Origin of the sequence: Gilliamella sp. ESL0405 (assembly GCF_019469205.1) — a bacterium.
Taxonomy (GTDB): domain Bacteria; phylum Pseudomonadota; class Gammaproteobacteria; order Enterobacterales; family Orbaceae; genus Gilliamella.
Window position 1 is genome coordinate 2,711,183 of record NZ_CP048265.1, and the last position, 25,450, is coordinate 2,736,632.

The window sequence follows — 25,450 nt, forward strand, 5'->3', positions numbered from 1 at the left end:
TATTTTAAAAAAAATAAACTGTTTGGTTGAAAAATAACTGATTGGGTTTATATTACTACAAATATTCTGACTGTATCATGTTGTTTCTAGGTAATGACTAATGCGATTTTTAGCCTATTTTATTCTTTTTCTTATTATATTTTATTTTTATTGCGAAATTAGTTTATTTAAACTGGTGATTTCTTTAATCGGTGTATGGCCAACCCTAATTTTTGTGATTGCTAAATTCATTCTTGTTTCTCGATTCGCTAAAAAACAAATTATAAAAAATGATCGATTTATGCAACAGGATGAGACGAATCTAAAGGGTATGAAACTGGAGAATTTAAAAATTGAAGGACTTTCAAATATTTTAACAACAGTTGGGGTTTGTCTTGTCACCCTTCCTGGTTTTGTAAGTGATATATTTGGGGGGATTTTATTAATTCCCTACGTAAAAAGGTATATAACCAAATCAATTTTAGAAAAAGTATTTAGTAAAACGGTTGTTGTTTCATCAAAAACAACAACCGTTAATCAGTTTGATGAATATATTGAAGGTGAATTTAGTCGTAAAAATGATGAATAAATAATCAATCGGTTATTTTTTTGGAATCTTTCTCTTGAAGAATATAAAAATATCCCCATGTAAAGCACACTATATTTTAAAATCATTAAATTATGATTTATTGTTAATAATCATTTGTTTACAAATTAGTGCTAGGAGATAACTAATGAAAATTCGTCCATTGCATGATCGTGTGATCATTAAACGCAAAGAAGTAGAATCAAAATCAGCTGGCGGTATTGTTTTAACGGGTTCAGCTGCGGGTAAATCAACACGTGGTGAAGTTTTAGCTGTTGGTAATGGTCGCATTTTAGAAAATGGTCAAGTTCAACCATTAGACGTTAAAGTTGGCGATATCGTTATTTTCAATGAAGGATATGGCGTTAAAACAGAAAAAATTGATAATGAAGAAGTGCTTATCTTATCTGAAAGCGATATTTTAGCCATTGTTGAAGCGTAATTGGCAAATAATTTTATTTATATACAGAATTTAGGAGAAATACAAAATGGCAGCTAAAGATGTAAAATTTGGTAATGACGCTCGCATTAAAATGCTAAAAGGCGTTAATGTATTAGCTGATGCAGTTAAAGTAACATTAGGTCCAAAAGGACGTAATGTCGTTTTAGATAAATCATTTGGTGCACCAACCATTACTAAAGACGGTGTATCTGTTGCTCGTGAAATCGAATTAGAAGATAAATTCGAAAACATGGGTGCACAAATGGTTAAAGAAGTGGCTTCAAAAGCAAACGATGCCGCTGGTGACGGTACAACTACCGCAACAGTACTTGCACAAGCAATTGTTAACGAAGGTTTAAAAGCGGTCGCGGCTGGCATGAATCCAATGGATTTAAAACGTGGTATCGATAAAGCAGTTGTTGCAGCGGTTGAAGAGCTTAAAAAATTATCTTCACCTTGTGCAGACTCTAAAGCGATTGCTCAAGTAGGTACAATCTCTGCTAACTCAGATGAAACTGTTGGTACTTTAATTGCACAAGCAATGGAAAAAGTGGGTAAAGAAGGTGTTATCACTGTTGAAGACGGCACAGGTTTACAAGACGAACTTGATGTAGTTGAAGGTATGCAGTTCGATCGTGGTTATTTATCACCATACTTCATCAATAAACCAGAAACCGCAACAGTTGAATTAGATAGCCCATATATCTTATTAGTTGATAAAAAAATCTCTAATATCCGTGAATTATTACCGGTATTAGAAGCGGTTGCTAAAGCAGGTAAATCACTATTAATCATTGCTGAAGATGTTGAAGGCGAAGCATTAGCAACACTAGTTGTTAATACTATGCGTGGTATTGTTAAAGTTGCAGCAGTTAAAGCACCTGGTTTTGGTGATCGTCGTAAAGCTATGTTACAAGACATCGCTATTTTAACAGCTGGTACTGTAATTTCAGAAGAAATCGGTTTAGAGCTTGAAAAAGCTACTTTAGAAGATCTTGGTCAAGCTAAACGTGTTGTTATCAATAAAGACAACACCACTATCATCGACGGCGTTGGTGAAGAGTCTTTAATCAGTGCACGTGTTGAACAAATCCGTAAACAAATCGAAGAATCAACTTCTGATTACGATAAAGAAAAACTTCAAGAACGTGTAGCTAAATTAGCGGGTGGTGTTGCAGTAATTAAAGTTGGTGCAGCAACTGAAGTTGAAATGAAAGAGAAAAAAGCACGTGTTGAAGATGCATTACATGCTACTCGTGCAGCTGTTGAAGAAGGTGTGGTTGCCGGTGGTGGTGTTGCGTTAGTTCGTGCTGCATCTGCAATTTTAGACCTTAAAGGTGCAAACGAAGATCAAAACGTTGGTATTAAAGTTGCCCTTCGTGCAATGGAAGCGCCATTACGTCAAATCGTAACTAACTGTGGTGAAGAAGCATCTGTTGTGGTTAACGCAGTTAAAGGTGGCAAAGGTAACTATGGTTACAATGCTTCAACTGAAGAGTACGGCGATATGATCGCAATGGGTATCTTAGATCCAACTAAAGTAACTCGTAGCGCATTACAATATGCTGCATCTGTTGCTGGTCTTATGATCACAACTGAATGTATGGTTACTGATTTACCTAAAGATGATAAAGCTGATTTAGGTGCTGCTGCAGGTATGGGCGGCATGGGTGGAATGGGCGGAATGATGTAATTCCTCTCATCTACATACGAAGAGCATTAACTCAAATCACCCGCATAGTGCGGGTGATTTTTTTTGGGTTATTTTTTAATTGATTTAAAGGTGTAAAACAAATTTTTTCGCTTGATGCGGATCTAATTTTGATAGAAAAACAGCTACAACCCCACATACAATACCCTCACGATATCTTACCGAGATAACCTATCAAGCAGATGATTTTTATAATTTATAATAATTATATTGTCAAAAAGAGAGGTTGATTAGATAATAACGCGCTGAAAAGATGAGACTTATCTTTTTCAAGTAATGGAATTAATTATCCTGTTTTTAAATAAAAGGATAGATTTTAAAAAGGAAAAAAACAATGAGCGTAGCTTCAAAGAAAAAATTAGCCACCACTGAACAAAGAGATTATTCTGCAAGACAACGTGAAAAAAATACTAAAGCAGAAAACCCGCAAGCAAATATTAAGGACAATACCTTTTTTAATGTCATTTTTTCAGATAGCCTCTCTTTAGAGCAAAAAGTAGAAGAAGTCACCCGCATATTAGCTTTCACTGACAACAAAGAAAATGATCGTGCCAAAATTCAAGAATTTGATGCGTTTAAGGAATACTTACAATCTATCTCAGAAGAGATGTCAAAACAGCGTATCGAAATGACCGATACAGAAGTGTTTGCTGAATTACAACGTGTTTATTCTGATTTTAATGATGATCTTAATGATTTTATTGAAAAAATAAAACCGCTTACCGAAATCACTGATGCACTTTATAACTTGCGCCAAAATGGTGAAACGCGTAATGCATTAGCAAAAATTAAAGCTGATCAACAATGGGATGCAGAAAAAGAGGCGCAACAAGCGCAATTAAACAACGAAATTCATGACAATCAAATACAAATCAAAAAACTTGAAGCTGACAATATTGAACTTGAAAAAGAGAGATCGTTCTTCGGGCTAGGTCAAACCAAACCGGCAGCAAAAGCGAAAATCACCGCTAATGAACAAACAATAGCATTTTTAAAACAAGCTATCGAAAACAAGCGTAAGCAAATTGGCGAGATCGTAGCTGAAGTCAAACAGAATCATCAGCAGCGCACGCAATCAATTGATGTTGAAAAGCTTAAAGAATTACTGAATTTAACTTCCGATCAACACACCTTACGCCAAGCCGATATGGTTCAATCAGCACTAAAATTTGTCAATCAAGGCAAAGAGCGTTTTGGTGCTATCCGCAATCATCTGGAAAAAATGGTCAAGCAAATTGAGGGATTAAGTGATAATAATGGCAATATGATCCAAATCTACGCCATTATGAACGAAGCGACCAAACAAGTTGAAAAAGTTCACCGTGAACGCAGAGCAGAGCTTGAAAACAAAGATGTCGGCGACAATTTACTTGAGTCAATGAAACTTGATGAAGCAAGACGTAATTTAGATGAGCATATTGATACCGTATCAACAGCAACCGTTGATACCATGCAAACTTATGGTGAATTAACCACTGAAGCAATCAAAATACGTAATATGCAAGCGGCAACCAAAAAGCAAGTTGAAAGCGCAAGAGCAATGCACTCTCGCGGTATTGCATCGGTTGCATCACAACTAAGTGTCGTGGTCACAGCGGTTAACTCAGCGGCGATCAATGAAGCACAATCCATGGCAGGCAATACCCTCGCTGAAATGACACGTGTTACCAACGATATTGCGAAAAATGAAGCAATCCGCATCGCAACTGGCCGTGATGAAATCAATAATGATTTAGAAGCCATGTTACAAAACTTAGCAGAATTTGGTGATACCCAACGTGAAGCGACTGAAATCACCCGTTCAGCACTTGAAACAATGCGTGCTAATTTGGAAGAAATCGAAAAAATGTCTAAAGATGTTCAAGAAGACACCCGTGACTTTATTGCAGTAACCGGTGACGTTTTATCAGAAAAAACCGAAACCAAAAAAGAGAGCACGGGTACAACTTCGCCCTTTAAACTATAACAAAGGAATTATCAATGTATTTAGTTAGAGGACGCGAATATTTAGCGCAATATCCCAATTTTGCTTTAGTGGGAAGGGAGCATGATTTAGAAAGAATATCATCGATTCTTATACGAAAAACTTCAAACTCACTATTATTAACTGGTCCAGCAGGTGTAGGCGTTTCGGCGCTTACCCTTGGTTTACAAGCGGCAAAAAATAATCCGGACACACCATTTGACTTAATTGTCAAAAAACTGTTTTGGTTAAATAGTGATGCACTTTTTGCCAGTGGTGATAGCGCAAAAATTAATAACGAGTTTCAACGAATTTTAAAAAAATTAATGCAAACACCGGAATCGGTTTTAATCATAACCGATACGGCGAATTTTCTTGAAGCCGCACACAACACCGGCAACTCACACTTTATCAACGCATTAAATAATGCGGATAAATCAGATAATTTCCAAGTTATCTTAGAAGTGCGTGATGACAAATTAAGCAGTGTTTTAAAAGCCAGCACCAATATGTCTGAACTTTACACCCTTTATGATGTCAAAGAGCCGGCTGGAGATGATTTAAATGCAATTGTTAGTGTTGTTGTACAAGAGTTATCTGAGCATCATAAAATCGCAGTGGATGAAGAAGCCGTCATCGAGGCGATCCATTTAACAAGTAAATATCGTGACAGTTTAGGTTTAGGTGGCGCACAACCACAACGAGCAATTTCATTACTCGATCGTGCTTTTGCCAGCTACCGCCAATTAACCCATAAACAGCACCCTAAAATTACGGAATTAATGGAAAAAATCAGCCGTAGTTCTAATGAATCAGAAAAGCAAGAGCTGCAAAAGCAACTTGACCAGTGGCAACAAGATTGGCAAGAACTTAAATCAGAGATTAGCAAAACTTACCAATATCAACGTGATGCCGAAACAATGCGCTTTAAGTTGCAAGATGAGATCACTCAGTTAGAACAAGAAGAAGAGAATAACAAAAATTCAGAATCTTCTGCTATAAAAACCTTTGCCCAGTTAACTTCTGGTGGATTTGATTCACCCGCAGTGACCAAATTAAAAGAAAAAATTCGACAAATCGATGCCGAAATTGAACAAAATAACCAACAACATAAAAAACTGGTCACATTAGCTAACAAAGATTTACAGCTTAAGCGCCAGCAAGTGATCAGTGAATTTAGTAAAATTTCGGGTATTTCGGCCAATAAACTCGATGAAAATGAAATCGAAAACTTAATTCATCTTGAAGATCACCTATTATCACGCATCTTTGGGCAAGATAATATTGTTAAGCATGTCGCCAATTCGGTAAAAGTTGCGAAAGTGGATGCACTTGAAGAGTCGGGTCCAGCTATGTCTTACTTATTCCTAGGTCCGTCCGGTGTAGGTAAAACCGAAATGGCCAAAGCGCTTGCGCTCTATGTATACGGAGACGAAAAATCATTAATACGTTTTGACATGTCTGAATATATGGAAAAACATGCCGTTGCCAAATTGATCGGTGCACCGCCAGGTTATGAAGGCTTTGAAGCAGGCGGAATTTTAACCAATTCAGTTAGAGCAAAACCTGTTGGTATTTATCTTTTCGATGAAATCGAAAAAGCACATCCGGATGTATTTAATATCTTTTTACAGATCTTATCGGACGGAAGATTAACCGACAACGTTGGTCGAACCGTTGATTTTTCCGATATCATGATCATCATGACATCTAACATCGGGCAATCTTACTATTTAGATCCGGAACTGTCTGATGAAGTAGCTTGTCAATTGGCTACAAATGAACTCAATAATACTTACCGTTCAGAATTGCTTAACCGCTTTAACGGCCGAGAAAATATTCTTCACTTTAAACGCTTGCCGATGCAAATTATTGAAAAAATTATTCGCCGTGAAATCGATAAATTGAATCAAGCTTATCAGCCACGAGGCTATAGCATTGAAATGCAAGATGCTTGTATCAGCGCATTTTGTCATGAACACTATGACATTATTCGTGGTGCACGAGGTTTACCGGGTTATATTAAAGCCAATATAAGACCATTTATTGTGAATCATATTTTACAAAACCCTCATGATCAGGGCGTATTTAAAGCGATTTATAATCAACAGACGCATAGTTTTGATATCGAATTTAGCAAAAACTAATACGATGTTTTACTTTGGGCAAATAGGTTGATTTATTGCTAAATCATACTTAAGCAAAGGGGGCTATATGCCCCTTTTTTATTTCCTTATCCGCCCCGCATCCTTTAAATAAAAGATTAATCATCAATTTGGCTTTTATACAAAGCGATAAAATCTTGACAAGAAGTTTCAGAAAATACCTATGTTTTAGTATAAAACACGAATCTTTGCTTTTTTTGAGGTACTTAACAATAGGATCACGGCAAAATCCAACCGTCCCGACAAAACAAGCATTGTATGATTTGGTTTGTGGTTTAATCGATAAATATTTGACAAGAAGTTTCAGAAAATACCCACGTTTTAGTATAAAACTCGAATCTATGCTTTTTTTGAGGTACTTAACAATAGGATCACTGCAAAATCCAATCGTCCCGACAAAACTAGCAATGTATGATTTGGTTTGTGGTTTAATGGATAAATGTTTGACAAGAAGTTTCAGAAAATACCCACGTTTTAGTATAAAACTCGAATCTATGCTTTTTTGAGATACTTAACAACATGATCACGGCAAAATCCAATCATCCCGACAAAACAAGCAATGTATGATTTGTGTTTGTAGTTCAATCGATAAATATTTGACAAGAAGTTTCAGAAAACACCTATGTTTTAGTATAAAACTCGAATCTATGCTTTTTGAGATACTTAACAACATGATCACTGCAAAATCCAATCGTCCCGACAAAACAAGCAATGTATGATTTAGTTTATAGTTAAAGCGATAAATGTTTTGACAAGAAGTTTCAGAAAATACCCACGTTTTAGTATAAAACTCGAATCTATGCTTTTTTGAGATACTTAACAACATGATCACTGCAAAATCCAATCATCCTGACAAAACTAGCAATGTATGATTTGGTTTGTGGTTTAATCGATAAATATTTGACAAGAAGTTTCAGAAAATACCTATGTTTTAGTATAAAAATAGTAACGGCAGATAATAATCTGCCGTCAATAAAAAACCGTCACATAGACGGTTTTTCTCATTACGATAGATGCTGATAAAGCGTTATCACACCAATTAAGATAAGGACTATTCCGCCGATTAGCTCAGCTTTTTTTCCAATAAAACAACCGATTTTTCGACCTAACAATAAGCCAATTGTCACCATAATACAGGTCGCCAGACCAATCATTCCAGCGGCAAGATAGATATTAACATTGGCAAGCGCTAATCCAACCCCCACGGCAAAGGCATCAATACTGGTTGAGATAGCGGTAAAAATGAGCATTAAAAAAGATTTTTTTGACGATTGGGTTACCGGCTCATCACAATTTTCATCGTCTTCTTTAAAACTGTTATAAATCATGCTAATACCTAAAAATAACATGACGGCAAAAACGACCCAATGATCCCACTTTTCAATATATTGCAGAGCAATATAGCCGATTAACCAACCCAATAAGGGGGTAATGGCTTCAATGACACCAAATAATAGTCCAACTTTTAATGCGCCAATAAAAGGCGTTGATTGGTAAGATGTGCCACGACATACCGCTACGGCAAACGCATCTGTAGACATGGCTAACGCCAATAACAAAATAGCCCAGAAACTCATGACATATACTCTGCTTCAAATGATATATTTTATATTTAATTTTTATTGTTTAATCAAAACTATTTTTTGGTTACTGAAAATAGGTAATTCGCCACTTTCGCATCCCCTTTTGTTCGGTAGAGTTCTGCGGTTTTTATTACGCTATCTCGACGGCTAGCATCGTATTTAAACAGTTGCTGAAACATTGAGTCAGCCGTTTTTTTATCGCCATTTTGAATCGCACAATATCCATATTGCTCATAAACATCCGCTTTCCAACTGTGCCGGTCGAAATCAAGCCCTTGCTGAAACTGTTGCTTAGCTTCTTGATAGCGATTACGGCCACATAAAAACGATCCATAATGAACATGATATAAGCCATTACCCGGTTGCATTAAGGTGATGCGTTTATAAATCATCTCCGCTTCGTTATATTCACCAACATGCTGATCAAACATCGCCATAGCTAGCATGACCTGCGGATTATTCGGCGAGTATTGTGCGGCTAATTTCAGATTATAATGTGCGGCTTTGACGTTATCTTCTGATTCATCGGCTTTGGCCAAATACCCCAAACCTAAACGCATTCGGGCTAGCGCCGCTTTTTCAGGATCAAACTCTTCACCATTTGTGTTTTGACAACCCGCTAATAGCATGACCATTAAGCAACTTAATATCGGCACTATTTTTTTCATGTTCAATTCCTTATATTCTGCTTTGTTATGCCGTTTGTTGAGCAAGATTTTGCTTTTTATAAAGCGTTCTTTTCGTGCGATCAACAACTTCACCGGCTAACTGACCACACGCCGCATCAATATCATCACCACGTGTTTTACGAACAATAACGGTAAAACCATAGCCCATTAACGTTTTCATAAAACGGTCGATGCGGGTATTGGAACAACGGGAATAAGGCGCACCAGGGAACGGATTCCATGGGATTAAATTAATTTTACTCGGCACATTTTTTAGGAACTTAGCCAGTTCATGCGCATGCTCAACACTGTCATTAATTTGGTTAAGTAACACATACTCTATGGTGACCTTGCCATGGTTGGCATTGGAAGTCGCCAGATAGCGTAAGATAGAATCTCGCAGCATCGCCATATTATATTTTTGGTTGATTGGCATAATTTCGCTACGGATAGCATCATTAGGCGCATGCAGGGAAATGGCTAATGCCACATCAATCATACCAGCTAATTTATCTAAAGCCGGAACAACGCCGGACGTAGAAAGCGTGACTCGACGTTTTGATAAACCATAGCCAAAATCATCAAGCATGATTTCCATTGCTGGTGCCACATTCGATAAATTCAGTAACGGTTCGCCCATACCCATCATCACCACATTGGTAATCGGACGATCGGCCAATTTACCGGTTACTCCAATAGCATTTGACGCTCGCCAAACTTGGCCAATAATTTCAGAAACGGTTAAATTACGGTTAAAACCTTGCTGAGCGGTCGAGCAGAATTTACACTCTAACGCACAACCCACTTGTGATGAAACGCACAGTGTCGCTCTATCACGCTCAGGGATATACACCGATTCAATCATTTGGTTATTACCAACATCAAGCGCCCATTTAATGGTGCCGTCAGATGATCGTTGCTCCATTGCAATAGTTGGCGCTTTAATTTCTGCCAGCGTTTTTAACTGTTCACGTAATTTTTTATTGATATCGGTCATTTGATCAAAATCATCAATACCAAAATGATAGATCCATTTCATCACTTGGTCAGCTCTAAATGGTTTTTCTCCTAACGAGATAAAAAACTCACGCAATTGCTGCCGGGTAAAATTGAGCAAATTGATTTTTTCAGGCGTTGGATTGAGATCAAGAGTTTTGGTTGTGTCTGAACAATTCACAGACGTATTAGATGTTGCAGTTGTTAACATAAGGCCTCGTTTTTACACATTATGGCTATTTCAAATTTCAGGGAAAGGATTATACTGTTTTTCACCTATTGTGGCTAATAGAATATAATGGATAATATAAAATGATTAAGAAGGCGAGAGTTATAAAAATAATTTTTACTTCACTTTCAACATTAACCCCACTTTTATACACAACTTTCACTATGGCACAAACAATACCACTAAACAAACTTATCGGTCAGTTCGATGAAAAACAAGACAGTAATTTTGTTGCTTTAGATTCAACAATCTTACCGGTTAATAAAAAAGGCATGTATCTACAAAAGGAGCCGACAGAGCAACTGATTAAAGCTTATAACGATTTTAAGGTAGCACATCCCGATATTCCATTTATTGTAGTTAGCTCAACACGCAATTACACCTATCAAAATGGCATTTGGCAACGTAAATGGGATGCGCTGGCAAAAAAGATAAATGATCCACAAAAAATTGCTCAAGAGATTTTGAAATTCTCTTCCATGCCCGGCACATCAAGACACCATTGGGGTACCGATATTGATATCACCAGTGTTTCATCAGACTATTTTAAAAATGATAAAAAAGGCATTATTTTATATAAATGGTTACAAGATAATTTAGCTAAATATGGATTTTGTCAGGCATTTAATGAAGGGCGTAAAGGTGGCTATCAACCCGAAGAGTGGCACTGGTCTTATAAACCGATTGCCAGCCAATATATTGCACAATATAAAGCGACATTAGAAACCAATCCGCAATCTATAATGCAATCGCTCAATTTTATCGGCCATGACAAAATTGAATTACAACGGCTCATTAAAGAGTATGTGCTAACAGTTAATCAAGACTGCTATTAGTGTTTACGCCAGTAAGGTAATTTAATTGTCACCACTAACCCACCACCATCACGATTATTTGCTTGAATAGTACCGTTATGCATAATAACGGTCTTTCTGGCAATGGCAAGCCCCAGCCCATAACCTTTACCTAACTGAGCAGATTGAATACGAACAAACGGTTCAAAAATACTCGATAGTTTACTGGATTCAACGCCAGGACCCCGATCTTTCACTTCAATTTGTAAGCACTTACCTGACTCTTTTAACGTCACTTCAACCGCTTGCCCGGGTTTGGAAAAACGAATCGCATTACGGATGATATTTTCAACTGCCCGACGGATCTGTTCTGAATTACCTTTCACAATTGAATGAGAAATAGGCGATAAATTAAAATAGACATTAATCAATTGATGATTGGCTTCGTAATTCGCATCGCTTATCACAACGCCAAGTAACTCTTTAAGATCAAAATATTCATCGGTACGATTATTCATTTCAGCACGAGAGTAGTTTAGGATTTCACCAATAAGCTGATCTAATCGTTCTGATTCTAACTCAATACGGGCTAATGCGGTGTCAATATTTTGTTTATTTTGCTGGGCTAGTCCAATGGCTAATTGCAAGCGAGCTAATGGCGTTCTAAGTTCATGTGACACATCATGCAATAGGGCTTGACGATCTGAAATTAAGATGTTGAGCTGCTCAACCATCATATCAAAATCTTTACCCAGTTCGCTTAATTCGTCACGTCGAGCTTTTAGTTTCTCAAATAATCGTACAGATAGATCGCCTTGAGAGACTCGAAAAAAGCCTTCCCTTAGTAGCTTCATCGGTCTGGTTAAGTTCCACGCTAAAAATAGGCTAAATAGCAACCCAACGCAAATACCCATTAATACAATAGGTAGTGGCATGTTAAACAGCGCTTTTTTAACGTGATCATCCTTATCTTTATCTTCTTTAAATGACACCGTATAGAGCGTGCCGTCTGGCGCGATAGTGGTGCGTTGATAAACATAAGTTGGCGGTTCTAATTCATCAGTCAGAATATTGACTTGATCATTTTGCGGAGAAACTAACTTTATCGACAACAACGCCCGTTCACGCTCCGGTAAATGGGCGATAAAATTGAGTGTTTCATCTTCGCCAGCAACATGCAATAATTGCGCTATCATGTCGACTTTTGTCGGCATATGATTTAAAAATCGTTGATTTTTACTTTCTATATAGTAAGAAAAAGCAATCCAAGTAAATTGGAAAGTAAGATAAAAAATGACCCCAAATATAATGAGTATTTTTGTGAATAATCGACGATTCATAGCAAGCCTAATTGCAAATTAACGAATACGATAACCAACAGCCCGAATCGTTTCAATTGTGACATCATTTTGGGCGACTTGATGTAATTTTTGACGAATGTTACTGATATGAACATCGACACTACGATCATAGAGCTCACGTGCTCGTCCAAGTCCAATTTCTGAAAGCTCTTCTTTAGTAACCACTCGCTCACTATGTTTGACCAATAAAACCAACAAATTAAACTCGGTTGAGGTCAAATCAATGACTTTACCATTCCAGGTACAAAGTCGTTGAGGTAAATCTAACGTTAAGCCATTAAAATGATATTTTTTGTCATCAACCAATTCGACTGAACGTTCATCAAAACGACGTAACACAGCACGCAATCTGGCTAATAATTCACGTGGATAACATGGTTTAGGGATGTAATCATCAGCGCCTAACTCCAGTCCCAAAACGCGATCAATATTATCACCTTTAGCCGTTAACATAATAACTGGCATATTACATTGTTGACGAATACTTTTAAGGACATCAATACCATTAACATCCGGTAACATAACATCTAAAATTGCTGCACGATATTTACCTGAAAGTGCTTCATCAATACCATCTTTACCCAAATAAACACTTTTGATATTAAAACCTTCATTGGTCAAATATTCACTAAGCATCTGTGATAATTCAATATCATCATCAATTAATAAAATATTTATCATATATCGCCATTATTATTTAATTTTAGGTATTTACATTATTGCAATAATAAAAAAAAAGTCAGTCGGTTTTACTAAAATATTACATAATTTGAACGATTGCCGACGATTTAATTTACCTTGAAATAATGCAAATAAGTTTAAGATTTAATGTACGTTTTAGTCTATTTATGACTAAATAACATCGATAAATTAGTCATTAAATATTAACCACTATTGATAATATATTGACATTATTCAATTCTTGATCAACATAGACTAAAATAGTGCGTTCATTGTCTGTTAAATGTTCTTCACCATCTAACATTACTTATGACTATATGGAGATAAAAAATGAAACAACAAGTAATGTGGCAACAATTAATTAAACTGGTGAAACATGAAGTTTTGCCGGCACTTGGTTGTACTGAGCCGATTTCACTTGCTTTAGCCGCCGCTTGCGCAGCTCGGCATATTGATAAAAACAGTATTGAAAAAATCGACGCTTTTGTTTCCCCCAATTTAATGAAAAACGGTATGGGCGTAACCGTACCCGGTACCGGTATGATTGGATTACCCATTGCCGCTGCAATAGGTGCGATTGCTGGCGATGCTGATGCCGGACTTGAGGTATTAAAAAATATTACAGATAACCAAATCACTCAAGCCAAAAATATGTTAGCAGACAACAAAATCACGGTACAAATTGCCAAAAGCAATAAAGCTATCTACTCGGAAGCGAATATTTATACCCGCTCTGACCATGTTAAAGTCTGCATTGAAGATCAGCATACTAATGTGACGTTAATTGAAAAAAATGGTGAAACAATTTTTCAAGCCGATAACACCCGCCGATGTGAGTCAAAAAGCGATATCATCCTTAAAAATATGTCGGTGAGGCTCATTTATGAATTTGCCAGTCAGGCTAACTTTGACGATATCAAATTTATCTTAGATTCAGCAAAATTAAATGATGCTTTATCACAAGAAGGGTTATCAAAAGCCTATGGTTTAAGTATTGCCACAACTTTACATCAACAAACCAAAACCGGCTTACTGGCAGATGATCTACTTTCTAAAGTGATAATTCGCACAACTGCCGCCTCGGATGCACGAATGGGTGGGGCAACACTGCCGGCGATGAGCAACTCCGGTTCGGGTAATCAAGGCATCACCGCCACAATGCCAGTCGTTGTGGTTGCTGATTATTTAAATGCAACGCCTGAACAGCTAGCTCGAGCCTTGATGTTATCGCATACGATTGCGATCTATATTCATAGCAAGTTCCCACCTTTATCGGCACTTTGTGCAGCGTCAACCGCAGCCATGGGGTCGGCAGCAGGTATGGCTTGGTTACTGGGTAAAGGGCAATATGAACCGGTTGATATGACGATTTGTAATATGATTGGTGATCTATCGGGCATCATTTGTGACGGCGCATCGAATAGCTGTGCGATGAAAGTTTCAACTTCGGTATCATCGGGTTTTAAAGCCGTTTTAATGGCGTTAAATCAAACCCGAGTCACCGGTAAAGAAGGCATTGTCTGTGATAGTGTGGAAACATCTATCAATAATTTAGGTGCAATAGTTAGCAATAGCATGAAAGTTATCGACAGCCAAATTATTGATATTATGTCGCATAAAGCTTAAATAATTTGGTTATTGCTAAAAGATTAAACTTTTAGCGCTTTTAATATAATCAATCAGCACATTTTTTAAAAAATATGCTGGACAATGTTATTTTTTATGCGTAATATTTCGTCCTGCTTCTTATGGTGGCTATAGCTCAGTTGGTAGAGCCCTGGATTGTGATTCCAGTTGTCGTGGGTTCGAGTCCCATTAGCCACCCCATTTATACGAAGCAAAAACATCTAACGGCGAGTAGCGCAGCTTGGTAGCGCAACTGGTTTGGGACCAGTGGGTCGGAGGTTCGAATCCTCTCTCGCCGACCAATTTAATATAAAAAAGCCTGCTCATTGAGTAGGCTTTTTTATTATCCGCTTTAGTCTAGAGGATGAGAACCGACGGAGGTTCGAGCCGAGCGTAGCGAGACAACGTTGCTTTAGCAACGGCCCGAAGGGCGAGCATGAAATGCGAGTCATCCTCTCTCGCCGACCAATTTTTATATAAAAAAGCCTGCTCAATGAGTAGGCTTTTTTATTATCCGCTTTAGCTCTGTTATTCTCCACAATAGCTTATAAACTGTCGCTTTATCGTATTTATTTAACGCACTATCTGCTGCTATTTTACCCCGCTGCCAACCCTAATTAATATTCATTTAATTGATTTTATTAAGTTTCTCATAAAATTTGTGATCTCGCTTACACTTTTGGTACTTAAAATTGACAACATGTATTTTTTTATCTATTTTTTGAACTATATTATGTAATTTAAGATATATCTGTGAATTAAAAAAGCCCAGTAATTGGAGTGTGATCTTTGGAATATCGTGATATTGCGTCTAAAACCGATGTAGAAGAACAAATAAGAGCAAATCCTAAAATTATTACGGAAAAATCGACTGAGCGAGGGCTTGCGGAATTTTTTAAGGTAAGCCGAACAACCGTCAGGAAAGCCTTGCATGATTTAGCGATGGAAAGTTATATTTTTCAAGCCGATAACCACATTCCGAATCACAACGTTTTTGAAATCAATATGCTAAAAATGTCTTCGTTTAGTGAAGAGATCCAAAAAGAAGAAAATGTTCAAATTGAAATAAAAGTATTGTCCAACCAAATTATAAAAATGCCCGCACAATTGCGTAGCTTTTTTGGATCCAACCAGCAATTAATTCGAATTATCCGACAACGTTTATTGGGCAACACTCCGCTTTCTTATGAAATCAATTATCTCCCTTCAGAAAAATTTACCGATTTAGAAAAACAGGACTTAAATAACGTTTCGCTCTATGAATACCTTAAAGAGCATTATCATTTTACCCCAAGCCATGGTCGGGAAGAGATCACTTACGAAGCAGCGACCGAAGATAAAGCACAGTATTTAGCTATTGCCGAAGGAACACCTATCTATAAAGTATCAAGTTACAGTTACGATAATAATTTCCAACCATTTGAACATACCGATCAATATTTGATTGGCAACCGATTTCGCTATCACTTATCGGCTAAAAATATCTTCAATTATGAGGAAAAACATAAATGAAGCTATTTGAAAAAATTGCCGCTCAATTACTCGAGCAGATAAATACCGGACGATATGGCGTTGGTGCTGAGTTACCACCCGAAGGGCAATTGCAAAAAGATTATAATGTAAGCCGAACAACTGTCCGTAAAGCAATAGATCGATTAGTCGATCAAAATATGGTGGTGAGGAAAAAAGGAGTGGGGCTGTTTGTTGCGCCAACGCTTTCGACTCAAAATATTTTAGAGATGACAGGCATCATTAAACCTTACATCTACCCCAATCATAAAAAAGTCATCAAAGAAGCTTACTTAAGGCAAGCAGGCGCATATTACAGCCAATTACTAAAAATAAAACCGGCTGAACTGGTCTATTACATTAGCTTCCTTGAAGTGGCAAAAAACAGTATCGTAAAAGCGATCTTTGTGCTGCCATTAAATAACTTTCCCGATTTTCAAATTTCAATTATCAAAGTGTTATCTGCGCTCGAAATCATCAATTCAGGCAAGAAAAAAGTCGATAAATTAGAACAAGATTTGCAACTGATTGTAGCCAACTCAGAGCTCGCCAAACAACTTCGAATCCAGATTAACGACCCATTATTTAAAATTTCTAATCACTATTTTGATACTAATAGCGAACCGATTGCCCTTGAGTATAAGTTTGCTAGTAATACCAAATATGTGGTCGATTTCACTTAGGAGGTACACCAATGATTAAATTGTTACGTGTTGATCATCGCTTATTACATGGTCAAGTTGTTGTTTCATGGTTCGAAAGTATGGATGCAAACACGATATTAGTTGCTAATGACGTTGTCGCCACTGACGAACTGCGTAAATCTGCGATTCGTTTGGCTAAGCCAGAGCATGCAAAATTAGTGATGAAATCTATCGATGACAGTATTGAGGCGATTAACTCAGGCGTTACGGATAAATATCAGATGCTAATTGTCGTTGAATCAGTAGCAGATGCTGAAAAATTAATCCGTGGCACGCAAGGCAAAATAACCAGCCTTAATTTAGGCGGTACTAAGCCACGTGAAGGCACAAAAAACTACTCTAAAACCATTAATTTAACCGATCTTGAAGCAGATTTACTGACCAAATTACAACAAGACGGTATTGATATCTACATTCAGCAAATTCCAAGCGAATCAAAGCAGAAATTTGAGAAATAGTTGAGAGGTACAAAATGAGTATCGAATTAACCGCAGTACTGTTAGCTTTAATTGCGATGTTAGCAAATGGTGAATACTTTTTAGGTTCATCAATGTTATCCAGACCGTTAGTGACTTGTACCTTAGCCGGTTTAGTCATGGGTGATATCACACAAGGCATTATTATTGGGGCAACGTTAGAATTAGCGTTTGTCGGATCGTTTTCAATCGGTGCATCCATTCCACCGGAAATAATTTCCGGCAGTGTTTTAGGTACCGCTTTTGCCATTGGTGCTGGTAAAAGTACCGAAATCGCCTTAGCACTGGGCATTCCAATTGCATCACTGGTTTTATTAGTCAAAAATTTATGTTTTCTTTTTATTCTTCCTTACTTTGTTCACAAAGCCGATAAATACGCCAGCGAAGGCAACGGCAAAGGAATGGATCGAATGAACATTCTCGGAGGTTTCTTTTCAATCAATCTGCCAATTGGTTTAGTGGTTGGATTCTCCTACTTATTCGGTAGTTCAGCGGTCAATGGCTTATTAGAAATGATTCCTCGCTTTATTATCGATGGTTTAGGTATTGCAACCGGCTTATTACCGGCGTTCGGTTTTGCTATGTTAATGAAAATTATGATTAAAAAAACCAATGCCACCTTTTTTGTTCTTGGCTTTGCTTTAGCCGTTTATATGAAAGTGCCTGTTACTGGCGTGGCCATTTTTGGTGCCTGCCTAGCACTTATCTTGACCGGTTACTCCTCATTTAATGGAAAAAAAGGCGTAACAGAACAAGACAGTCAGAAGCTAACAACTAACACTGGCAACGTTTTAGGTGCACAGGAGATCGATTATGAAAACGAAGAATTCTAAATTAATAACCAATAAAGAATTAACCCGAACTTTTTGGCGCTCTTTCACCGCTGAATGGTCATGGAATTATGAACGGCAAATGAACTTAGGCTATGCCTATGCCATGCGCCCAGCTTTAGATAAAATTTATAGTGATAATCAAGTGGACCTTACCGATGCCTATCAACGCCACTTAGAATTTTATAATGTTACCCCTTGGCTAATTACCTTCCCTCTAGGCATCTGTATTGCCATGGAAGAACAAAATGCCACCGATAGTGAGTTTGATAAAAGTTCGATTAATGATGTCAAAATTGCGTTAATGGGGCCGTTAAGTGGGTTAGGTGACTCTTTCTTCTGGGGGACATTACGTGTTATTGCTACCGGCATTGGCACCTCTTTAGCGCTGGAAGGTAATATTTTAGGTCCATTGTTATTCTTGCTTATCTTTAATGTGCCGGCGATTTTAGCACGATATTTTGGCTTATTAATTGGCTACAACATTGGCGCTTCCTTTATTGAAAAAGTGCAAAAAACGGGCTTAATGGATAAATTGTCCTATGGCGCTTCAGTACTCGGACTCTGTGTGGTCGGGGCAATGGTTGCCACCATGGTGACACTCAATATGCCATTGAAAATAGGTACCGGTGATGATTCGGCATCCTTACAAGATATTTTTGACGGCATTGTGCCACAGATCCTACCGTTACTTTTTACGCTATTTATGTTTGTATTGGTGAAAAAAGGTGTTAAAGCACATTGGATCCTTCTACTTATCGCCGCTATAGGCATTTTCGGTGCCTGGACTGGGTTATTAGGAAATTGAGGGATAAACAATGAAAAGTATTGCTGATTATGTCGCATTAGAGCCGAAATATTATCAAGCTGTTTTAGATAATTATCAGACGTTATTTGCCGATCATATCGATTTAAGTCAAATAAAACAGCTTAATGCCATTGTCATTTTTGCCACCGGCTCCAGTGCTAATGCTGCTTATGGTGCAAGACCGATAATGAGCGAACTGTTGAAGATTCCTGTCTATATTGAAGATCCTTCAATGGCGGCTAATTACCTACACTATAACGATCCAAATACACTCTATTTTGCCATTTCACAAGGTGGAGAGAGCTACTCAACCATTCATTTAGTTGAACAATTTATTCACCATAACAAGACGATATATAGCCTGACCAGCAATCCGCAAAGTCCTTTGTATCAAGTTAGCAATCACGTTTTATCTATGGGGATGCCGATTGAGGAAATGCCTTATGTCAGTGCCGGTTATAGTATCACCATTTTAGATTTGATCTTAATTAGCCTCATTATTGGGCAAAAAACCGAAACCATTAATCAAACCAAATTTGATGACTATATGAATCAGATTAAAACGATTACCCAATTATTACCACTAGTCATTGAGCGTTCACAGGCGTGGGTTAATCGCCTTGAAGATCAATATAATCAAGCTCAACGGGTAATATTGATCGGTTACGGTGCTACCTACGGGGTTGCAAGGGAAGGAGAAACTAAATTTACCGAAACCGTGCGCAACACAGCGTTGGGTAAAGAGCTCGAAGAGTATATGCATGGCCCTTATCTGGGTTTGCATAGCGATGATCATATCATTTTTATTGAACCGCAAGGGAAACTGGCACAAAGAGCCGAATCCTTAAAAGTATTCTTAAATCAGTATGTGAAAAATGTTGTAACAATTTATGCACATCAACAAGACAACCTAACAGAAAATGACTTATGTCTAGGTGTCAGTTGTGATGAGCGATTAACTTCGCTGTTTATGACAATTCCTATTCACTTACTTAGCTATCAAGTATCACAGTTAAAAGGTCACAATCTGGAAAAATCAACATATCCGGAATTTGATGAAATTACTAAATCTAAAATTAAGAGGGTTAGAGCATGAGAAAATACGATGAAAAAAAAGAACTCGAGAGCATGAATGGTGCATTGGCACTTCGTCCACAAATCAATGAATTTATCGATAAAATTCATTCTCGTGGTTACAGCAATGTGTGCTGGTTAGGTATTGGCGGAACTTACGCTTCATCGATGCAAGCAGTTGTTCATATGAAAGAAAAATCAGCCATTGAAACCTTTATTCAACATGCAGCGGAATATCTGGTAACCGGCAATAAGCGTATAACCAAAGACACCTTAATTATCATCTCATCTGTTACAGGCTCTACCCAAGAAGTCGTTGCGGCTATTGATAAAATTCAACAAGAGGTTGGTGCAACGGTCTTAGCCTTTTTAGATAAAGCCGATTCACCATTAGGTAAAATGGCGCACCATGTGATTTCTTACCCAATGAATGAGCAATTAAAATTCTTTATGGCCGCTGATCGCTTAATGTATTTGGCCGGCGAATATCCTGACTATGATGAATTTTATCAACAAATGGATCAACATTTTGCTAAAAACATCGTCGAAGTGGCGAAAAAAGCTGATGCATTCGGGCAAGAAGTCGCATTGAAACATCATAACGATGCGATGCACTATTTTGTCGGCGCTGGCAACCAATGGGGGGCGACTTATTCTCATGCGATGTGCTACTGGGAAGAGCAACACTGGCTACGTTCAAAATCGATCGAGTCTGCTGAATTTTTCCATGGCACATTAGAAGTGATCGACCGTGATACGGCTGTAACCGTTTATGTTGGTGAAGATAGTCAACGTCCATTAAGTGAAAGAGTGGCAAAATTCTTACCACAAATTTGTGGTAACTACACCATTATTGATACCAAAGACTATCCATTACCGGGTATATCAGAAAAATATCGTGGCCATTTATCACCGTTTGTGTTTAGAACGATAAATAACCGAATTGATGCTTATGTTGAACACTTAAATCGACATCCAATGACTATTCGACGCTATTATCGTTGTCTGGATTATTAAGGAGTGCAACAATGGTTGCAGTATTAATCAGTACTCATGGACCAACGGCGCAAAGCTTGATCGTAAGTGCCGAGATGATTTGTGGTAAACAAACCTTATGTGAAGCAGTACCCTTTTTAATGGGGCAATCGTTAGATGATTTTCAACAGCAGATTGAAAATCATTTAGCAAGCTTTGCCCAACAAGGCGAGGCAATATTGTGTTTGGTGGATTTAAAAGGCGGAACGCCTTTTAATACCACAGCGCAGCTTATGGCAAGTTATCCCAATCTCGAAATTATCACGGGTGTGAATATCCCTATGTTATTAGCGACTTTTATGCTCAGAGAACAATTGCAGCTAGATGATTTATTACCGGAAGTAATCAAAGCATCAGTGGAAGGGATTGAGCAAATTAATATCGCATCAATGACAACCAATTCCGATCAAGATGAGGATTTTTAGCGCATAGCAATCGCTCAAAATAAGTCGTCTGTATAAGTAAGGCAAACTGGTTTTAAAACACTCAAAACCGTTTCCTTGCTTATCAAGCACTTAACAAACTCATTGATTTAGCTGTTTAATATAACGCCATGTTATTTTGTTATATCCTGTAGAAATAATTCTTATCTTACTTTGTTTTATCAAGATATTTTGTTTTAATAGTAAAAAATATATCTCAATATAACATCTACTTTTTGGAAATAAATTATGAAAAATGTTGGTTTTGTCGGTTGGCGTGGAATGGTGGGATCTGTTCTGATGCAACGTATGGTTGAAGAGCATGATTTTGATTATATCAATCCGGTTTTCTTTTCTACATCTCAAGCAGGTCAAGCTGCACCTACATTTGGAGGTAAAACCGGGACATTACAAAGTGCCGATAATATTGATGCGCTAAAAGCATTAGATATTATTGTTACCTGTCAAGGTGGTGATTACACCTCAGAGATTTACGCCAAACTTCGTGCAACCGGTTGGCAAGGCTATTGGATTGATGCCGCTTCAACACTTCGAATGGAAGATGATGCCATCATCGTGCTCGATCCGGTAAATAAAGCTAACATTCATACAGCATTGGATCAAGGCTTCAAAACTTTTGTTGGTGGTAACTGTACTGTCAGCTTAATGCTTATGTCGCTCGGTGGCTTATTTGCTGAAAATTTAGTTGATTGGATTTCTGTTTCAACTTATCAAGCCGCTTCCGGCGGTGGTGCTCGCCATATGCGTGAACTGTTAACACAAATGGGCATGTTACATGCTGAAGTTGCGAAAGAGTTACAAGATCCTAATTCATCAATTTTAGAGATTGAACGTAAAGTGACGCAAAAAATGCGTGACGGCAGCTTACCGACCGATAACTTTGGTGTGCCGTTAGCCGGCAGTTTAATCCCATGGATTGATAAAGCGTTAGACAATGGTCAGAGTAAAGAAGAGTGGAAAGGTCAAGCTGAAACCAACAAGATTTTAGGCACCAGCCAAATTATTCCGGTTGACGGCTTGTGCGTTCGTATCGGCGCATTACGCTGCCATAGCCAAGCCTTTACAATCAAGCTGAAGAAAGATATCAGCGTGCCTGAAATTGAACAATTACTCGCCGGGCATAATGATTGGGTAAAAGTGGTACCAAATGATCGCCAGTTATCGATGCAAGAACTCACTCCGGCTGCTGTTACCGGAACATTAACAACGCCGGTTGGTCGTTTACGTAAATTGAATATGGGCAAAGATTTCTTATCTGCCTTTACCGTTGGCGATCAGCTATTATGGGGCGCCGCTGAGCCGTTAAGAAGAATGTTACGCATTTTAGCCTAATTGACAAAGCCCGAATCATCGGGCTTTTTAGTCACCAAAATCTATTTAATTATAATCATCAAACAGCGTCATTAATAACGAACCATTAAACAGCGCTTGTTGAATTAAGGCAAATGCACCAATAGCCGATCGGTCATTGAGCGATGAACAATTAATGGTAAGATTCTTTCTTAAATCCTCTAAACTTAGCGCATTTAAAGCACTATTGACGGCACTTAAAAGGATTTGTGGTGATTTGGTTAGCTCACCGGCTAACACTATGCGTTGTGGATTAAAAATATTCACCATAATTGCCACAGCTCGACCAAGATTTTCGCCGGCATCTTTGACTAATTTTATTGCCAGCTCATCGCCTTGATTAGCACACTGACAAATGTTAGCAATATGACACGCATCAAGAGTGAGTTTGGTTGGATAACCTTGTTCTATCATCTGTATGGCACGGCGTTCGATCGCATCGTTTACAACTCGATTTTCCAGACAACCGAAATTACCACAATGACAACGCTCACCCAATGCATCAACTTGAATATGACCAACTTCACAAGCGCTTTGATTATGGTTGGTTAAAAGTTGTTGATTAACAATAACGCCCGAACCCACACCGCGATGAACACGAATCAATATTGAGTCTTCAACATCTTGAGTTGAACCAAAGTAGCTTTCTGCCAGTGCTAAGCTTTGAATATCGTTGCCTAAATAAATGGTCACATTAAACTCTTTTCGCAACACTTCAGCTAGCGGCCATGCTTTAACTTGAATATGAGGAGTATAACGAACGATGCCTCGCTGTGAGTCAATCAAGCCAGGTAATACAACTGATATAGCAACCAGTCGTTTAATTTTTTTACTGTGGTTTTCAATAAACTGTTTAAGTAAGCTAATTAAATATTGTTGTACTTCTTGCTCTGTGAAAATTGTCAGCGGATGCACTTCTGACATCAACGAGCGGCCACCTAAGTCATAAAGTTCAATGGTGATATGCGAACGGCTTAACTGCACACCGATTGTTTGATAGTAACTAAATTTTGCCTGTATCGAAACAGCCGGGCGTCCGCCAGTTGATTGTTGCGCATCAACTTCTTTGATCAGTTTATTTTTAAGAAGTTGACGAGTAATTTTGGTAATACTTGCGGGTGCCAGCTGACTGACTTCGGCTAATTGAATACGTGATAGTGGTGCTTGCTGAACAATCAAACGATAAATAATTGCATAATTTAACTGTTTGATTAGCTCAGCATTACCCACTAAGTTCAGATAATTAAATGTCATATATTATCTCAATATTTTCTTAATTATCTGATATTCTAACGGCTCATCTCTCCATTAACAACCGTTTTAAGTACAGTAAAATCCGGATTAAAAATAACTAAGTTGGCAATTTTGCTTTCAGTTATGGTACCGAGTTGTTTATCAACACCAATGGCTTTAGCAGGATAAAGGGTTGCCATTCTTAATGCTTCATCCAATGCGATACCGACATACTGCACCGCATTTTTTACCGCTTCAATCATGGTTAAGGCCGAGCCACCTAGCGTACCATTTTCATCAATACAGCGACCGTCTTTATAATAAATGGTTTTACCGGCAAATACGCCCGATTCTAAGTTTGAACCGGCAAGCAACATCGCATCGGTAATTAATATTAAGTGATCTTGTTTGATTTTATGGCTATTACGAATGTTTGCCCAACTCACATGTTGACCATCAGCGATAATCCCAACATACACTTCAGGTTCATCATAAATTGCACCAACAACGCCCGGTTCACGCCCGGTAATATAAGGCATAGCATTAAATAAATGGGTGCCTAAACGAATACCGTCATTAAAACCACGACGACAGTCATCATAATGTCCATTTGAGTGCCCAACCGATACATGAATACCAGCTTTAACAAGTTGCTTGATAAAATGACTTTCAACCCGTTCCGGCGCTAAAGTAATGACTTTAATAACATCGGCATTTTCACAAAGAAAATCTATCATTTGCTGTGAAGGTTTACGAATAATATTTTGGTCATGAATCCCTTTCTTTTCAGGATTGATATAAGGGCCTTCAAGGTGTAATCCTAACGCTTGATTCGGATGCGTGGCTAAATATTCCCGCATAACTTTAACCGCTTTAATCATAAACTCATCAGTTGAAGTGATCAGTGTCGGTAAATAGCTTGTGCAACCATAAACAAGGTTGGTCGCTTGCATCGCTTCTAATGTTTCAACACTTAAAGCATCAAGCGTTTCATTAAATTGGACTCCCCCACAACCATTTACTTGGATATCAATAAAACCGGGTGCAACAATTGCGCCTTGTAGATTTTCAACAGTAATATCGGTAGGTAGTTCATTTTGTTTACAGACTTTGGCAATCTTATCGCCGTCGATAACAACGGCGTGATTTTCAAGAATCTCATAACCAGTATAAATACGACAATTGGTTAATGCGTACATTGAGT

General features: G+C 37.9%; 23 protein-coding genes, 2 tRNA genes and 1 other RNA gene. 19 read left to right on the forward strand and 7 right to left on the reverse strand.

What is annotated here, in order from left to right; translation table 11 throughout:
- The first annotated feature begins 100 nt into the window (after positions 1-100).
- The 5 genes from GYM74_RS11820 to GYM74_RS11840 all read left to right on the forward strand — a co-directional run bounded on the left by GYM74_RS11820 (position 101) and on the right by GYM74_RS11840 (position 6,828).
- Complete coding sequence (locus tag GYM74_RS11820; protein ID WP_220218396.1) at positions 101-568, forward strand: FxsA family protein; 468 nt, start codon at positions 101-103, stop codon at positions 566-568.
- Positions 569-713: 145 nt separating this feature from the next.
- Complete coding sequence (locus GYM74_RS11825) at positions 714-1,007, forward strand: co-chaperone GroES (protein ID WP_220218397.1); 294 nt, start codon at positions 714-716, stop codon at positions 1,005-1,007.
- Between the two features lie 46 nt (positions 1,008-1,053).
- Positions 1,054-2,700 (forward strand): chaperonin GroEL, encoded by a 1,647-nt coding sequence (gene groL / locus GYM74_RS11830; protein ID WP_220218398.1) that lies wholly within the window; start codon positions 1,054-1,056, stop codon positions 2,698-2,700.
- A gap of 352 nt (positions 2,701-3,052) precedes the next feature.
- Positions 3,053-4,684 carry a hypothetical protein gene (locus GYM74_RS11835; protein ID WP_220218399.1) on the forward strand — a complete coding sequence of 544 codons (1,632 nt, stop codon included), beginning with the start codon at positions 3,053-3,055 and terminating at the stop codon, positions 4,682-4,684.
- Between the two features lie 14 nt (positions 4,685-4,698).
- Positions 4,699-6,828: an AAA family ATPase gene (locus GYM74_RS11840; RefSeq protein ID WP_220218400.1), complete on the forward strand. Its 2,130-nt coding sequence runs from the start codon at positions 4,699-4,701 to the stop codon at positions 6,826-6,828.
- A gap of 1,022 nt (positions 6,829-7,850) precedes the next feature.
- On the opposite strand, the gene GYM74_RS11845 is transcribed toward GYM74_RS11840, so the two are convergent.
- From GYM74_RS11845 to GYM74_RS11855, 3 genes are read right to left on the reverse strand one after another with little or no spacing between them, the layout of a single operon-like run.
- Entirely contained in the window at positions 7,851-8,423 is a 573-nt protein-coding gene (locus tag GYM74_RS11845; RefSeq protein WP_220218401.1) for a manganese efflux pump MntP family protein, read from the reverse strand.
- Between the two features lie 59 nt (positions 8,424-8,482).
- Positions 8,483-9,097 (reverse strand): hypothetical protein, encoded by a 615-nt coding sequence (locus GYM74_RS11850; RefSeq protein WP_220218402.1) that lies wholly within the window; start codon positions 9,095-9,097, stop codon positions 8,483-8,485.
- 25 nt (positions 9,098-9,122) lie between these two features.
- Positions 9,123-10,304, reverse strand: coding sequence for a bifunctional tRNA (adenosine(37)-C2)-methyltransferase TrmG/ribosomal RNA large subunit methyltransferase RlmN (locus GYM74_RS11855; RefSeq protein ID WP_220218403.1), 1,182 nt, complete (start codon positions 10,302-10,304; stop codon positions 9,123-9,125).
- A gap of 101 nt (positions 10,305-10,405) precedes the next feature.
- Between GYM74_RS11855 and GYM74_RS11860 the strand changes: the two genes are divergently transcribed.
- A complete protein-coding gene (locus GYM74_RS11860; protein ID WP_220218404.1) occupies positions 10,406-11,158 on the forward strand; it encodes a M15 family metallopeptidase in 753 nt (250 codons plus the stop codon).
- Here GYM74_RS11860 and GYM74_RS11865 read toward each other — a convergent pair.
- Positions 11,155-12,456, reverse strand: a complete 1,302-nt coding sequence (locus tag GYM74_RS11865) for an ATP-binding protein (protein ID WP_220218405.1) — start codon at positions 12,454-12,456, stop codon at positions 11,155-11,157. The genes GYM74_RS11860 and GYM74_RS11865 overlap by 4 nt on opposite strands.
- 18 nt (positions 12,457-12,474) lie before the next feature.
- Entirely contained in the window at positions 12,475-13,155 is a 681-nt protein-coding gene (locus GYM74_RS11870) for a response regulator transcription factor (RefSeq protein ID WP_366915688.1), read from the reverse strand.
- A gap of 333 nt (positions 13,156-13,488) precedes the next feature.
- Between GYM74_RS11870 and GYM74_RS11875 the strand changes: the two genes are divergently transcribed.
- The 13 genes from GYM74_RS11875 (at position 13,489) to asd (ending at position 22,995) form a co-directional block, all read left to right on the forward strand.
- Positions 13,489-14,784 carry a serine dehydratase subunit alpha family protein gene (locus tag GYM74_RS11875; protein ID WP_220218407.1) on the forward strand — a complete coding sequence of 432 codons (1,296 nt, stop codon included), beginning with the start codon at positions 13,489-13,491 and terminating at the stop codon, positions 14,782-14,784.
- A 125-nt stretch (positions 14,785-14,909) separates the two neighbouring features.
- Positions 14,910-14,985 (forward strand) — tRNA-His (locus tag GYM74_RS11880).
- 24 nt (positions 14,986-15,009) lie between these two features.
- Positions 15,010-15,086, forward strand: a tRNA-Pro gene (locus GYM74_RS11885).
- A gap of 41 nt (positions 15,087-15,127) precedes the next feature.
- Positions 15,128-15,252: non-coding RNA, RtT sRNA (locus GYM74_RS11890), on the forward strand.
- 321 nt (positions 15,253-15,573) lie between these two features.
- Positions 15,574-16,296 carry a GntR family transcriptional regulator gene (locus GYM74_RS11895; RefSeq protein WP_220218408.1) on the forward strand — a complete coding sequence of 241 codons (723 nt, stop codon included), beginning with the start codon at positions 15,574-15,576 and terminating at the stop codon, positions 16,294-16,296.
- On the forward strand, positions 16,293-16,976 hold the full coding sequence (locus tag GYM74_RS11900) for a GntR family transcriptional regulator (RefSeq protein ID WP_220218409.1): 684 nt from the start codon (positions 16,293-16,295) through the stop codon (positions 16,974-16,976). The genes GYM74_RS11895 and GYM74_RS11900 overlap by 4 nt, the downstream gene beginning before the upstream one ends.
- An 11-nt stretch (positions 16,977-16,987) precedes the next feature.
- The gene (locus GYM74_RS11905; RefSeq protein ID WP_220218410.1) at positions 16,988-17,455 is read left to right on the forward strand and encodes a PTS sugar transporter subunit IIB; all 468 of its coding nucleotides are present in this window, start codon (positions 16,988-16,990) and stop codon (positions 17,453-17,455) included.
- A 14-nt stretch (positions 17,456-17,469) separates the two neighbouring features.
- On the forward strand, positions 17,470-18,306 hold the full coding sequence (locus tag GYM74_RS11910; RefSeq protein ID WP_220218411.1) for a PTS sugar transporter subunit IIC: 837 nt from the start codon (positions 17,470-17,472) through the stop codon (positions 18,304-18,306).
- Positions 18,287-19,111 (forward strand): PTS system mannose/fructose/sorbose family transporter subunit IID, encoded by an 825-nt coding sequence (locus tag GYM74_RS11915; protein WP_220218412.1) that lies wholly within the window; start codon positions 18,287-18,289, stop codon positions 19,109-19,111. Before GYM74_RS11910 ends, GYM74_RS11915 begins: the two co-directional genes overlap by 20 nt.
- A gap of 10 nt (positions 19,112-19,121) precedes the next feature.
- Positions 19,122-20,207: an SIS domain-containing protein gene (locus GYM74_RS11920; protein WP_220218413.1), complete on the forward strand. Its 1,086-nt coding sequence runs from the start codon at positions 19,122-19,124 to the stop codon at positions 20,205-20,207.
- Positions 20,204-21,202 carry an SIS domain-containing protein gene (locus GYM74_RS11925; RefSeq protein ID WP_220218414.1) on the forward strand — a complete coding sequence of 333 codons (999 nt, stop codon included), beginning with the start codon at positions 20,204-20,206 and terminating at the stop codon, positions 21,200-21,202. Before GYM74_RS11920 ends, GYM74_RS11925 begins: the two co-directional genes overlap by 4 nt.
- Positions 21,203-21,213: 11 nt before the next feature.
- On the forward strand, positions 21,214-21,645 hold the full coding sequence (locus GYM74_RS11930) for a PTS sugar transporter subunit IIA (protein ID WP_220218415.1): 432 nt from the start codon (positions 21,214-21,216) through the stop codon (positions 21,643-21,645).
- A 246-nt stretch (positions 21,646-21,891) separates the two neighbouring features.
- The gene (gene asd / locus GYM74_RS11935; RefSeq protein ID WP_220218416.1) at positions 21,892-22,995 is read left to right on the forward strand and encodes an aspartate-semialdehyde dehydrogenase; all 1,104 of its coding nucleotides are present in this window, start codon (positions 21,892-21,894) and stop codon (positions 22,993-22,995) included.
- 45 nt (positions 22,996-23,040) lie between these two features.
- On the opposite strand, the gene GYM74_RS11940 is transcribed toward asd, so the two are convergent.
- Positions 23,041-24,267 (reverse strand): ROK family protein, encoded by a 1,227-nt coding sequence (locus tag GYM74_RS11940; RefSeq protein ID WP_220218417.1) that lies wholly within the window; start codon positions 24,265-24,267, stop codon positions 23,041-23,043.
- 35 nt (positions 24,268-24,302) lie between these two features.
- On the reverse strand, positions 24,303-25,445 hold the full coding sequence (nagA, locus tag GYM74_RS11945) for an N-acetylglucosamine-6-phosphate deacetylase (RefSeq protein WP_220218418.1): 1,143 nt from the start codon (positions 25,443-25,445) through the stop codon (positions 24,303-24,305).
- Positions 25,446-25,450 lie beyond the last annotated feature (5 nt).

Bases quoted from the DNA above. Each gene is read 5' to 3' on its own strand.
- GYM74_RS11820 (WP_220218396.1), top strand. From the start codon at position 101: ATGCGATTTTTAGCCTATTTTATTCTTTTTCTTATTATATTTTATTTT.
- GYM74_RS11825 (WP_220218397.1), top strand. From the start codon at position 714: ATGAAAATTCGTCCATTGCATGATCGTGTGATCATTAAACGCAAAGAA.
- groL (WP_220218398.1), top strand. From the start codon at position 1,054: ATGGCAGCTAAAGATGTAAAATTTGGTAATGACGCTCGCATTAAAATG.
- GYM74_RS11835 (WP_220218399.1), top strand. From the start codon at position 3,053: ATGAGCGTAGCTTCAAAGAAAAAATTAGCCACCACTGAACAAAGAGAT.
- GYM74_RS11840 (WP_220218400.1), top strand. From the start codon at position 4,699: ATGTATTTAGTTAGAGGACGCGAATATTTAGCGCAATATCCCAATTTT.
- GYM74_RS11845 (WP_220218401.1), bottom strand. From the start codon at position 8,423: ATGAGTTTCTGGGCTATTTTGTTATTGGCGTTAGCCATGTCTACAGAT.
- GYM74_RS11850 (WP_220218402.1), bottom strand. From the start codon at position 9,097: ATGAAAAAAATAGTGCCGATATTAAGTTGCTTAATGGTCATGCTATTA.
- GYM74_RS11855 (WP_220218403.1), bottom strand. From the start codon at position 10,304: ATGTTAACAACTGCAACATCTAATACGTCTGTGAATTGTTCAGACACA.
- GYM74_RS11860 (WP_220218404.1), top strand. From the start codon at position 10,406: ATGATTAAGAAGGCGAGAGTTATAAAAATAATTTTTACTTCACTTTCA.
- GYM74_RS11865 (WP_220218405.1), bottom strand. From the start codon at position 12,456: ATGAATCGTCGATTATTCACAAAAATACTCATTATATTTGGGGTCATT.
- GYM74_RS11875 (WP_220218407.1), top strand. From the start codon at position 13,489: ATGAAACAACAAGTAATGTGGCAACAATTAATTAAACTGGTGAAACAT.
- GYM74_RS11900 (WP_220218409.1), top strand. From the start codon at position 16,293: ATGAAGCTATTTGAAAAAATTGCCGCTCAATTACTCGAGCAGATAAAT.
- GYM74_RS11905 (WP_220218410.1), top strand. From the start codon at position 16,988: ATGATTAAATTGTTACGTGTTGATCATCGCTTATTACATGGTCAAGTT.
- GYM74_RS11910 (WP_220218411.1), top strand. From the start codon at position 17,470: ATGAGTATCGAATTAACCGCAGTACTGTTAGCTTTAATTGCGATGTTA.
- GYM74_RS11915 (WP_220218412.1), top strand. From the start codon at position 18,287: ATGAAAACGAAGAATTCTAAATTAATAACCAATAAAGAATTAACCCGA.
- GYM74_RS11920 (WP_220218413.1), top strand. From the start codon at position 19,122: ATGAAAAGTATTGCTGATTATGTCGCATTAGAGCCGAAATATTATCAA.
- GYM74_RS11925 (WP_220218414.1), top strand. From the start codon at position 20,204: ATGAGAAAATACGATGAAAAAAAAGAACTCGAGAGCATGAATGGTGCA.
- GYM74_RS11930 (WP_220218415.1), top strand. From the start codon at position 21,214: ATGGTTGCAGTATTAATCAGTACTCATGGACCAACGGCGCAAAGCTTG.
- asd (WP_220218416.1), top strand. From the start codon at position 21,892: ATGAAAAATGTTGGTTTTGTCGGTTGGCGTGGAATGGTGGGATCTGTT.
- GYM74_RS11940 (WP_220218417.1), bottom strand. From the start codon at position 24,267: ATGACATTTAATTATCTGAACTTAGTGGGTAATGCTGAGCTAATCAAA.
- nagA (WP_220218418.1), bottom strand. From the start codon at position 25,445: ATGTACGCATTAACCAATTGTCGTATTTATACTGGTTATGAGATTCTT.